11 protein-coding genes are annotated in these 11,850 nt (G+C 67.5%); 4 read left to right on the forward strand and 7 right to left on the reverse strand.

The features are described from left to right. Positions 1-67: 67 nt before the first annotated feature. The 4 genes from J0A90_RS07965 to J0A90_RS07980 form a co-directional block, all read right to left on the reverse strand. Positions 68-2,659 carry a TRAP transporter permease gene (locus tag J0A90_RS07965; protein ID WP_207033337.1) on the reverse strand — a complete coding sequence of 864 codons (2,592 nt, stop codon included), beginning with the start codon at positions 2,657-2,659 and terminating at the stop codon, positions 68-70. Between the two features lie 169 nt (positions 2,660-2,828). Then, the gene (locus tag J0A90_RS07970) at positions 2,829-3,803 is read right to left on the reverse strand and encodes a TAXI family TRAP transporter solute-binding subunit (RefSeq protein WP_207033339.1); all 975 of its coding nucleotides are present in this window, start codon (positions 3,801-3,803) and stop codon (positions 2,829-2,831) included. Between the two features lie 572 nt (positions 3,804-4,375). Beyond that, a complete protein-coding gene (locus J0A90_RS07975) occupies positions 4,376-4,897 on the reverse strand; it encodes a DUF192 domain-containing protein (RefSeq protein WP_207033341.1) in 522 nt (173 codons plus the stop codon). Then, complete coding sequence (locus tag J0A90_RS07980; protein ID WP_207033343.1) at positions 4,881-5,045, reverse strand: hypothetical protein; 165 nt, start codon at positions 5,043-5,045, stop codon at positions 4,881-4,883. The genes J0A90_RS07975 and J0A90_RS07980 overlap by 17 nt, the downstream gene beginning before the upstream one ends. 232 nt (positions 5,046-5,277) lie before the next feature. Here J0A90_RS07980 and J0A90_RS07985 point away from each other — a divergent pair, with 232 nt between their 5' ends. The 4 genes from J0A90_RS07985 (at position 5,278) to J0A90_RS18740 (ending at position 8,966) form a co-directional block, all read left to right on the forward strand. Continuing rightward, the gene (locus tag J0A90_RS07985; protein WP_207033345.1) at positions 5,278-6,147 is read left to right on the forward strand and encodes an EamA family transporter; all 870 of its coding nucleotides are present in this window, start codon (positions 5,278-5,280) and stop codon (positions 6,145-6,147) included. A gap of 143 nt (positions 6,148-6,290) precedes the next feature. Continuing rightward, positions 6,291-6,755, forward strand: coding sequence for a GNAT family N-acetyltransferase (locus J0A90_RS07990; protein ID WP_233076594.1), 465 nt, complete (start codon positions 6,291-6,293; stop codon positions 6,753-6,755). Positions 6,756-6,789: 34 nt separating this feature from the next. Then, entirely contained in the window at positions 6,790-7,368 is a 579-nt protein-coding gene (locus J0A90_RS07995; protein WP_207033346.1) for a molybdopterin-dependent oxidoreductase, read from the forward strand. 8 nt (positions 7,369-7,376) lie between these two features. Further along, a complete protein-coding gene (locus J0A90_RS18740) occupies positions 7,377-8,966 on the forward strand; it encodes a sensor domain-containing diguanylate cyclase (RefSeq protein WP_207033348.1) in 1,590 nt (529 codons plus the stop codon). On the opposite strand, the gene J0A90_RS08005 is transcribed toward J0A90_RS18740, so the two are convergent. The 3 genes from J0A90_RS08005 to J0A90_RS08015 are packed head-to-tail and all read right to left on the reverse strand — an operon-like array spanning position 8,937 to position 11,796. Further along, positions 8,937-9,752, reverse strand: coding sequence for an ABC transporter ATP-binding protein (locus J0A90_RS08005; RefSeq protein ID WP_207033351.1), 816 nt, complete (start codon positions 9,750-9,752; stop codon positions 8,937-8,939). The genes J0A90_RS18740 and J0A90_RS08005 overlap by 30 nt on opposite strands. Then, positions 9,749-10,852, reverse strand: coding sequence for an iron chelate uptake ABC transporter family permease subunit (locus J0A90_RS08010; protein WP_207033352.1), 1,104 nt, complete (start codon positions 10,850-10,852; stop codon positions 9,749-9,751). Before J0A90_RS08010 ends, J0A90_RS08005 begins: the two co-directional genes overlap by 4 nt. Before the next feature lie 5 nt (positions 10,853-10,857). Then, positions 10,858-11,796: a FecCD family ABC transporter permease gene (locus tag J0A90_RS08015; RefSeq protein WP_370635763.1), complete on the reverse strand. Its 939-nt coding sequence runs from the start codon at positions 11,794-11,796 to the stop codon at positions 10,858-10,860. Between the last annotated feature and the right edge of the window lie 54 nt (positions 11,797-11,850).

An 11,850-nucleotide genomic window follows, 5' to 3' on the forward strand; every position in this document is an offset into this window, starting at 1 on the left:
TCTGGCGAGGCGGCCGTCTGCATGACACCGAATGGCATACTGCCCGTCTATCGGGGGTGGCGCACCATCAGGCGAGCGCCTCGCGCGACTTGCCGGCGGCGCGACGACGGCGCTGCAGCAGCACGACCAGGGCGAACAGCAGCAGCCCGGGTATCCACATCAGCTCCTTGGGCAACTGATCGCGCGGAATACGCACCGAGACGATCTGCTGATCGAAGTCGAAGCCGAGCTTATCCGCCTGACTGCCGAAGTCGGTGGTGTCGACCAGTACCTTGCCATCTTCCTGCATCAGGTGCAGCCCCAGGCTATCGAGGCGTTCGCTGCCGCTGGCACCCTCGGTCGCCGGCACCTGGACCACGAAGCTGGTCGGCGCGCCGTAGGCATCCAGCCCGTCGACCCGTACCATCAGGTGATCACGCGGGCCGATCTCGCCCAGCGCCTGCTCGAACTGGGCCGGCGGCACCTCGCGGTAGGGCGCATCGGCCATGTCCATCCAGAAGCCGGGGCGGAACAGGGTGAAGGCGACCAGCAGCAGCAGCGCGCTCTCGTACCAGCGGCTCTTGACCAGCATGAAGCCCTGGGTCGCGGCGGCGAAGATCAGCATCGCCGCGGTGGCCACGACAAAGATCACGATGCCGTGCCACAGGTCGACGTTGATCAGCAGCAGATCGGTGTTGAAGATGAACAGGAACGGCAGCGCAGCGGTGCGCAGGCTGTAGTAGAACGCCTGGAAGCCGGTGCGGATCGGGTCGGCGCCGGAGATCGCCGCCGCCGCGAACGAGGCCAGCCCCACCGGCGGCGTGACGTCGGCCATGATGCCGAAGTAGAACACGAACAGATGCACCGCGATCAGCGGCACGATCAACCCGTTCTGCTCGCCCAGCTGCACGATCACCGGCGCCAGCAGTGCCGACACCACGATATAGTTGGCAGTGGTCGGCAGTCCCATGCCGAGGATCAGGCTGAGCACCCCGGTGAGTAGCAGCATCAGCAGCAGGTTGCCCATCGACAGCGTTTCGACCAGATCCGCCAGTACCAGGCCGACACCGGTCTGCGCCACGGCACCGACGATGATACCGGCGGTGGCGGTGGCGATGCCGATACCGATCATGTTGCGCGCACCGTCGATCAGGCCTTCCCACAGGTCGTGTGCACCGCGTTTGAGGTCGCCGGCGAAATCGCTGCGCCCGCGGAACAGCGCATCGAGCGGGCGCTGGGTCAGAATGATGAAGATCATGAAGGCGGTGGCCCAGAATGCCGACAGGCCCGGCGACAGACGCTCCACCATCAGACACCACACCAGTACGATCACCGGCAGCAGGTAGTGCAGCCCCACCATGACGGTGGGCTTGGTGCGCGGCAGCTGGGTGATCTCCTGATTGGGGTCGTCGACCTCCAGCTCGGGGTAGTTCGAGCCGAGCTTGAGCAGCAGCACGTAGACCGCGATGACCCCGGCACCGATCACCCAGGTGGCGGACTCGCCCAGGGCCGGCTTGAGCCAACCGATCCCGTAGTAGACCGCCGCCGCCAGCCCCATCACCCCGACCAGCCCGGTCAGGAAGCCAAATATCTTCGCCAGCCAGGGGCGCTGCGGATTACCGCTCGGCAGCCCCTGCATGCCCGCCTTGAGCGCCTCCAGGTGGACGATATAGAGCAGCGCGATATAGGAGATGACCGCCGGCACGAAGGCGTGCTTGATCACCTCGATGTAGGGAATGCCGACGTATTCGACCATCAGGAAGGCCGCCGCGCCCATCACCGGCGGCATGATCTGGCCGTTGACCGACGACGACACTTCCACCGCACCAGCCTTGGTGGCACTGAAACCGACCCGCTTCATCATCGGAATGGTGAAGGTGCCGGTGGTCACGGTATTGGCGATGGAGGAGCCGGAGATCAGCCCGGTGAGCCCCGAAGAGACCACCGCGGCCTTGGCCGGTCCGCCGCGATAGTGGCCCAGCAGCGAGAACGCGACCTTGATGAAGTAGTTACCGGCGCCGGCCTTGTCGAGCAGCGCACCGAACAGCACGAACAGGAACACGAAACTGGTCGAGACGCCCAGGGCGATGCCGAAGACCCCCTGGGTGGTCAGCCACTGATGGTTGACCAACCCCGAGAAGCTCACCCCGCGGTGGGCCAGAATACCCGGCATGTAGGGCCCGGCCAGCGAATAGATCAGAAAGATCAGCGCAATGATCGTCAGCGGCGGCCCCAGTGAACGGCGGCACGCCTCGAGCAGCAGCACGATACCGATCACGCCGACGATCACGTCCTGCAGGATCGGCGCGCCAGGGCGCTGTGCGAGCTGATCGTAGAAGAAATAGAGGTAGGATGCACAGAACGCCCCCACCAGGGCCATCGCCCAGTCGGACAGCGGCATGCGCTCGCGCGGCGAACGCTTGAATGCCGGATAGGCCATGAAGGCGAGAAATATGGCGAACGCCAGATGGATCGAGCGCGCTTCGGTGGCGCTGAACACGCCGAAGCCGAACACGAACGGCAGCGGCGAGGCGATCCACAGCTGGAACAGCGACCAGGCGGCGGCAACGCCCAGGAGCAATCGGTTGGGAAAGCCGGTCAGCTTGCGGCCACCGGTGTCGGTAGCGGCCAGCTCGTCCAGCTTGGCCTGATCGGGGCCGGAAGTCTTGGTATCGGTCATGGTGAGATCCTGACTGGGAAACACGCAGGCGCCGAGGAAGTGGCCCGCTCACGGCAGGGACGAAACGTCTGCTTGCGGCAACGCTTGGCGGACGGAGCCGGGCGTCGGTGCCCGACTCCTTCCAGGGCGCGGCGGCTGACGCCTCGGTGAGACGTCAGCCCACGCGTGCTTACAGCCAGCCCTGCTCTTGATAGTAACGCTTGGCGCCATCATGCAGCGGAGCAGAGAGCCCTTCGCTGATCATGTCCTTCGGCTCGAGGTTGGCGAATGCCGGATGCAGACGCTTGAAGCGGTCGAAGTTGTCGAACACCGCCTTGACGGTCTGGTAGACGACTTCGTCCGGCACCTCGGCAGAGGTCACGAAGGTCGCGCGCACGCCGAAGGTCTGGACGTCGTCCGGGTTGCCTTCGTACATCCCGCCGGGGATGGTGGACATGCTGTAGTACGGGTATTTTTCGACCAGCCCTTTGACCGCGTCATCGTCCAGCGGCACCAGGTTGGAAGCCACGGTGGTGGTCGCTTCCTGGATCGCGCCATTGGGGTGGCCGACGACGTAGGCCATGGCGTCGATGTTGTTGTCGGCCAGCGCCGAGGCCATCTCGGCGGCACCCAGCTCGGAAGCCAGCGAGAACACGCTGGTGTCCCAGCCTTCGGCGTTCATCAGCACTTCCATGGTGGCGCGCTGGCCGGAGCCCGGGTTACCGATGTTGACGCGCTTGCCCTTGAGATCCTGGATCGAGTGGATGTCGGCATCCTTACGCGCCAGGATGGTCAGCGGCTCACCGTGCAGCGAGAACACCGAGCGCAGATCCTTCATCGGCGTGTCGAACTGGCCGTCACCGTTGTAGGCGTTGTACTGCACGTCGGACTGGGCGACGCCCATGTTCAGCTCACCCGACTTGATGCCGTTGATGTTGGCCACCGAGCCGCCGGTGGACGGCGCGTTGCAGCGGATGCCGCTCTCTTCGGCGCTGCGGTTGACCATCCGACAAACGGACTGGCCGACCACGTAGTAGACGCCGGTCTGGCCGCCGGTACCAATGGTGATGTACTGCGTGTCCTGCGCCATAGCGGGGGCGGACAGCGTGGCCGCACCCATCAGGGCGGAGGAGAATAAGGCTGCAGTCAAAGCGTGGCGTTTCATGCGCATACCTCGAGTTTCCCGTTTATTGTGTGAGGCCGAACTGGCGACCCCGAACGTCGAGTGGTGGCGTGGCCCGGGCTTGTGTTGATTCTACCCCGGTTCGTCATGCCTGCCGCACCCTCCCTGGATGGAGCGCGGCGGGCGCGCCATGTCTCCCGATGCCGCGGCGTGACGCTTGGCGCGCGTCATGCCGGGTAGCCGGGAGCGTGTGCCGCGGCCGTAGCGGCCTCCGGCGCGGAGTCCGGTTCGAACGGCACTCTTTTACGTAGCCGATTCCCTACGTAGCCGACTCCCTACGTAGCCGACTCCCTACGTAGCCGATTCCCTACGTAACCGACTCTCTACGTAACCGACTCTCTACGTAACATAGCTTATCCCGACGGCGAGCCATCTTATAGAGAGTTTCGTGCTGGCAAAACCCGCGCCTTGCCACTTCTGCCTCGGGGTACGCGCGTGGCGCAGCGAAGACATACCGCCAGACACGCCGAAAGAAGAGGATCTCTCGCTGCCGGCCACGGCTGGGGCGGCGAACCGGGCGCGACCGCTATGGGGTATGCGCGACCGGCATGGGCTCAAGGCACCGTGAGCCAGGGGGCGAGATCGACCCGGTCACCCACGCCGAGGCCACGCTGCGCGAAGTAGCCGGCGTTGGTCTCCAGCGCGGCACGAAAGGCCACCCCCGCCGGGTACGCCGGGCAGCGGCTGGGCATCTCGGCGCGACACGGCGGCATCGTCTTGAGCGCGCGGATAGTGCCATCCGCGCCGAGAAAAGCGATATCCAGCGGAATCCGCGTGCGGTACATCCAGTAGGCACTGCTGCCGGGCTGCTCGGCGGGGTAGAGGAACAGCATGCCGGCGTCCTCGGGCAGAGCGTCACGCGCCATCAATCCGCGCGCGCGCTGCTCGGCGGTGGCGGCCACTTCGATCCGCAGCGTGTAGTCTCCGCTCGCCCCGCTCAGGCCCAGCCGGCCCGTCTCCGCGGCCCCCGCCACTACCGCCCATGCCAGCAGCGCCAGCGCCGTACCCCAGCGCAGCGTCGCTGCCGGCAACCGAAGCCCGGCTCGCCGCCGGGCGGTCTTACCCGAGTTCAGCATCGTCATCCTCACGGGTACGCGGTAACGCCTGGACGCTGGTGACCTGGCGCTGGACGGACTCACTGCCACCCTGGCGATGGTCGATCCAGGAGAGCATGGCCAGCTGCGTCACCAGCAGGCAGAGACAGATCGCGATTCCCTTCAACATCTTCGTATCCTCGATGGTCGACGACGGCGAGTGCCGGGCTCAAGATACCGCGTCGGCCGGGCTTGCCATAGCCCCCGGCATCCGGCTCGTCATAGTCCCCACCCCCGGGTCTGACATGGCCCCCACTCCCAGGCCTGGCATGGCCCCTTGACGGCCACGCCCGCGGCGTTGAAAGTCTGGACCTACGAGCCCCTCAGGGGCCTAGCCCAGTCATATCAAAGGAACTCCGCACGTGCCCCTCAAGGATTTGTCGATCGGCCTGGGCGTGATTGCCATCTGGGCACTCAACATCATCGTGATCAAGCTCGGCGTCGCGGAGATGCCGCCGCTACTGGTCATGGTGCTGCGCTTCATGCTGGTCGCCGCGCTGGTGGTGCCGTTCACGCGTATCACTCGCGACCAGCTACGCTGGGTCCTGCTGCTCTCGGTCACCTTCGGCGGGCTCCACTTTCCGCTGCTGTTCGTCGGTCTCGAACACGCCGAAGCCGGCACCGGGGCGCTGCTGGTACAGATGGGCACCCCCTTCGCCACCCTGCTGGCGGCGCTGTTCCTCAAGGAGCAACTGGGCCCACGTCGTATCGCCGGGCTGGTGCTGGCATTCGGTGGCGTGGTGGTCCTGGCCGGCGGCCCGTCGCTGCCGCCGCCGCTCTCCACCGCGCTGCTGCTGGCGAGCGCGCTGGCCTGGGCGGTGTCGACGCTGATCATCAAGCTGGCACCGCCGATACCGCCGCTGACTCTGACCGGCTGGATCGCGCTGTTCGCCACGCCGCTGGTAGCCCTCGGCAGTGCGCTGTTCGAATCCGGTCAGTGGCAAGCCATCCAGCACGCCGGCTGGGCCGGCTGGGGTGCGGTAGTCTATACCGCCGTGATGTCTTCGATCGCCGCCTACGGACTCTGGTATCGCCTGCTGCAGAAGCATCCGGTCAATCGAGTGGTGCCACTGACACTACTGATGCCCGTCTTCGCAGTGGCGCTGGGTGTCTGGCTGCTGGACGATCCGCTGGGCCTACACAAGGTGGTCGGTGGGCTGCTGGTGGTCGCGGGCCTCGCCGTGATCAATCTACCGCTGCGCCGCTGGTGGCGCATTCGTCGCACACCATGAAGCACGCCGGCGGCATTGCCGCATGGCGTCTCCCGGCCCCGCCGGACGAAGATCCACCTGCTGTACGGGATCTCCCGAACTGACAGGACCGACACCGGCACGCCGAGATGAGCGCAGCCCAAGAAATCATTTGAGGAACCCGCATGACCCGACCCGTCGATGCCGGCGTGATGATCGCCACCATGACCCTGGACGATCACCCCGATTTCGTCGCCATGATGCAGCGCACCCCTGGCGTGGTGCTGCGCCAAGCCGACGGCCGCGAAGCCACTGCACGCTATCTGGCCCGTAACCCGGGCATGAGCTTCGTCGCCCGCTGGCCCGGCAGATCGGGTATCGTCGGCTGCGCCATGGCGGGGCACGATGGTCGCCGCGGCTACCTGCAGCACGTCATGGTCGAGCCCGAGTGCCGCGGACTCGGCCTGGGGCGCCAGCTGACCGAGCGCTGTCTGCAGGCGCTGCTGGCCGCCGGCATCGAGAAAGTGCACCTGGACACCCTGGCCGACAACACGGCCGCACACCAGTTCTGGACACACCTGGGCTGGTCCAACCGCAACGCCGAGATCGTCAGGTTCTCGCGGCTGCTAGTCGACGACCCCAACGCCTGAGCGACGCCCCCGACGGCCAGGAGCCAACCCGAACATGACCATACTCTCCGCCAGCCATAACCAGCGTGTGCCCCGCGCATGCCGCATCGGCCCAGTTCAGGTGCTGAAATGGCTGCTGCTGGTGCTAGCGGTCAGCATGGCCCTGCCGGCATTCGCCGACACGCCCGGTAGCGCCCCCGAGACGCCGCCTTATCCCCGCGACATGCCACTGCTGCGGCTGACCGATACCGCCGGCAAGCCGCTCGCCACGCTGACCCTCGACGACCTCGAAGCGCTGCCCGGCCGCGAGGTGGTGGGGCCGATTCCGGACAGCGGCCTGGGCTCGTCCCGCTGGTACGGCGTCTCCCTGCGCACGCTGCTGGCGCGTCAAAAGCTGCCGATTCCGGAGAGCCTGCACGCCTACGCGCTCAACGACTACGATGCGATCATCCCCGCCGGCGACCTCACCCGCTACGACCCGATCGTCGCCTACCGGCGCGATGGCCACTACCTGCCGGTGGACGCCTACGGGCCGCTGATCGTGATGTACCCCTACGACAGCCATCCCGAGCTCTATACCCGTACCTACTACAACCGCACCGTATGGCAACTCGACGAACTGCAGCTGCGCTGAAAGCGGCGGTGCCGGATGCTGGCCGCTCATGGCACGCGCTGGCGCTGATGCTGCTGGCCGGCATCATGATGGGGGTGGCACTGGCAGGGCTGCGCACGGTGGCCGATCGTGGCCAGGAGTTCGCCTCGCCCGGGCGCTACAACGAGGTGTGGCAGAGCTACAACCTCAGCCGCCAGGTCACGGCTCTGGCCGCGACCGCCGACGCCGTGGCGAGCGGCGTCGAGCCGCCTATCCGGCTCAAGCTGCGCCTGGGGGTGATGCGTACCGCGCTGCTGCCGCTATTGCACACGCGGATCTTCGACGAACAGGCCGTGCAGCGTCCTGAGATCCAGGCCACCCTGACGCGCCTGGACCTGGCAAGCCAGCGCTGGAATCGCGCGCTGAGCTGGCAGGAGATGAAGGCCGCGCGCGAGTCGAGCGCCGCGCGCGAATTGGCCACCACGATCGCCGCGTCCCTTGCCAGCGAAGGGCCGGCACTGCACTCACTGGTCGTCGCCGCCAATATCGCCGTCGCCACGCAGACGGACCGTCAGCGCCAGGCGTTACAGCATACCTTCCACTGGCTCTCGCTGGCTCTGCTGCTGCTGGCCGCCGGCTGTGCGCTGCTGGCGCTGAAGATCATCCTGGGCCAGCGGCGCGCGCGGCGCCTGGCCAACGATCTGCACCAGCTCAATCTGTCGCTGGAACGCCGCATTCAAGAGCGGACCCAGGCGCTGCGCGACCGCGAGGCGCTCTTGCAGACCATCCTCGACTCCTCGCCCAGCGATGTCACTCTGATCAGCGCCGATCAGCAGCAAGTGTTCTATGTCAGCGACAATCTGCTCGTCCAAAGCGGCGCCGAACGTGTCGGCCGCTTCGACCTGGCGGCGCTGTTCGTGGATCCTGCCGAACACGCGCGCTTCGTCGCGCGGCTCGAGCGCGGCGAGCTGATCTATCAGATGGAAGCGCGACTATGCCCCGGGGCGCCCTACTGGGCACTACTCAACGCGCGCCAGCTGCGGGTGGGCGAGCAGCCGGCGTGGCTGGTGTGGTGCTTCGACATCACCCAGCGGCGGCGCCAGCAGGAGCGCCTGACCCAGCGCGCCGATACCGACGACCTGACCGGACTGAGCAACCGCCGCGCGCTGCTGCGAGCGACCGTGAAGCAGTTGCGCCGTCACCGCGATATGCCGCTGAGCGTGCTGTTGATCGATATCGACTACTTCAAGCGGGTCAACGATCTGCATGGCCACGATGTCGGCGACGAGGCGCTGCGTGCCGTCGCCAGCCAACTGCGCAGCGCGGTGCGTGACCCCGCTCTGGTCGGGCGGGTAGGCGGCGAGGAGTTTGCGGTGGTGCTGCCGGAGACGGTGCTCAGCGAAGCGGCAGGGGTCGCCGAGCGCCTGCGCCAACGCGTGGCCACCACCCCGCTGGCGGTGACCTCGGGGCCGAACCTGACGCTCACGCTTAGTATCGGCGTCGCCGAACGTCACGCCTCGGAGTCGCTCAAACAGTTGATGCGCCGCGCCGATCGTCATCTCTATCAAGCCAAGCGCAGCGGCCGCGATCGGATCAGCCAGGGCGACGGTTCAGCGCCTGAGTCGCAGGTTGGTGAGTAGCGGGCTGCCGGTGGCAGGATCGTCGATCAGCGTGCACTCGATGCCGTAAAGCTCGCGCACCAGCGCCTCGGTCACGATTTCGCGGGGCGGTCCCGCGGCGACGATACGCCCTGCGTACATGGCCACCAGATGGTCGGCGAAACGACAGGCGCTGGCGAGGTCGTGCAGCACCAAGGCCAGCGTCTTGCCGGCGGCAGCCAGCGCGCGGACGAGCTCGAAGACCTCGAGCTGATGGCCGAGATCGAGAGCGGATGTCGGCTCGTCGAGCAGCAACAGTGGCGTCTGTTGGGCGATCGCCATGGCGATCCAGGCGCGCTGGCGCTGCCCGCCAGACATCGCATCCAACCGTCGATGCGCCAGGCAGCGCAGGTCAGCTGCGGTGAGCGCCGCCTCGACGACCCGCTCGTCCTCGGCCGACCACTGCTGGAACATCCCCTGATGAGGCTGGCGGCCGAAGCGGATCAGCTCGCTGACGGTCAACCCTTCCGGCGCCTGCGTCTCCTGCGGCAACAGCGCCAGACGGCGGGCCATCTCTCGGGCCGGCAGGCGCTGGATGTCGTGACCGTCGAGCAGCACCGCACCGGCATCCGGCACCTGCAGCCGGGACAGGCTCGCCAGCAGTGTCGACTTGCCACAGCCATTGGGCCCGACGATAGCCGTCACCTGCCCGGCCGGTAGTTGCAGATCGAGCCCTTCGATCACCCGGCGACGCGTGCGCCCGCGACCGTAGCTCACCGCTAGCTGATGGGCCGCGAGGGGAGATTCCGCGGAAGAAACAGACGTCATGACACGAACCTCGAGGTGGGACGTAATAGCATCCAGAGCAGACATGGCGTACCCACGATCGCCGTGACGATGCCTACCGGCACCTCGACCGGCGCCAGCAATAGACGCCCGACCAGGTCCGCCGCCGTCATCACCAGGGCCCCGGCGAGCATCGCGGCGGTCAACGGTACGCCACGCGGTGACGACAGCTGGCGCGCGATCTCCGGGCCGATCAACGCGACCAGTCCGACAGGTCCGGCCACCGCAACGGCCAGCCCGGTCAAGCCTACCGCGATCACCAGCGCCAGATAGCGGCACGCCTTGACCCGATAGCCGAGCCCGCGGGCCACGGCGTCGGAAAAATGCAGCACCGTCAGCGCCCGCGACAACCAGGCTGCCCCGATACCGGCGACCAGAAGACCGACCCAGAGCCACGCTAGCGCAGAGGTATTGCGCGTATTGAGGCTGCCCACGGTCCATGGATAGGCAGCGTTGGCGGCATCGATCGCCACGCGTGCCAGCATCAGTTGGGTCAGCGCGCCGAACATCGCCCCTACGCCGATCCCGGCAACGATGAAGCGATAGCCACGTGTCCCGATATCCCCGGCCAGCGCGAAAGTGACCACGGTCGCGGTGGCCGCGCCAACCAGCGCCATTGGCGGCGGCGCAAGGCTGGTCCCGATGCCGACCACAGAGGCGACCGCAAAGGCGGTGGCACCGTTGTCGATGCCGATGATCCCGGGCGTGGCCAGACGATTGCGTGCCAGCGTCTGCATCAGGCAGCCGGCCAGCGCAAAGGCCCCTCCTGTCGCCAGGCCGGCTAGCAGGCGCGGCAAGCGCAATGCCTGTACCACGAAAACGGGCATGGCCTCGCCCTGGCCGAACAGCGCCAGCAGCGTCGTCGAGGGATCGAGCGCCACGCTCCCCAGACACAGCGAGAGCAGCGCCACCGTAGCGAGCGCCAGCAGCAGGGAGAGATTGGCCAGCGCCGCCCGCTGGTCGATCAGCAGCGAGAGATCGCGGCCGGCGACGCGCCAGGCCAGCCGCCAAGTGCCGCGGGGCGCCGCGATGCCGGTGTGGCGGTGATGCCGTCGAGGGAACCACAGTCTGCGTGTCTGCATGACCTTCATACCGCCGGTAACCGATGGGCGCGGACGACCGCGATCAGCACCGGTGCACCGACCAGCGCGGTGAGGACACCGAGCGGCATTTCCGAAGGTGCGACCAGCAGCCGCGACAACACATCCGCGCCCAGTACCAGGATCGGCCCCAGCGGGAGCGCCAACCATAGCGTGCGACGGATGTCCGGCCCGGCCAACGCCCGCGCCGCGAACGGGACCACCAGACCGACGAAGGCGATCGGCCCGGCGACCGCCGTCGCCGCCCCGACCAGCAGCGCGACCGCGACCACCGTCGCCAACCGCACCAGGCGCGGCCGCTGGCCCAACCCCACCGCGACGCGCTCCCCCAGGGCGAGGGCCGCCAGCGGGCGCGCCACAGCGAGCGTGATCGCTCCCGCCGCCGCCAGGCTCGGCAGAATCGCCTGCAAATCCGCGAGCCGGCGTCCGGCCAGGCTGCCGACGATCCAGAAGCGGATCTCATCGGCGGAGCGCTGGTCGACCAGCAGGATCAGCGAGGTCAGCGCGCCCAACAGCCCGGAAAGCACCGCACCGGCGAGCACCAGGCGCACCGGATCACTGCCGACACCATCGAGCCGGGCGACGGCGAGCACGCCCAGACAGCCGGCGAGCGCCCCCAGCTGCGCGACCGAGATCCGCAGCGTGGCTGCACTCGCGCCCAGGGCCAGCGCCACGGCGACCGCCAAAGCACTACCGGCACTGACACCGAGCAGGCCGGGCTCGGCCAACGGGTTACGTGCCGCGGCCTGAATCAGCGCACCGGCAACGCCCAGCGCGATGCCGATACCGATACCGAGTGCCGTACGCGGCGCACGCAGTGAGGCGACCACGAAGCGCGCCTCGCTACCGCCACCGCCGATGAGCACCGGCCAGGCCGCCCGCGGGCCGACCTCGCCAGCGCCAAAAAGCAGGCTGGCCAGCATCATCAGGACGAGACCCAACGACAATCCCAGCAGCAGCCGGGGCAGCGGGCAACGTGA

Origin of the sequence: Salinicola sp. DM10, assembly GCF_017306975.2 — a bacterium.
Lineage (GTDB): Bacteria > Pseudomonadota > Gammaproteobacteria > Pseudomonadales > Halomonadaceae > Salinicola.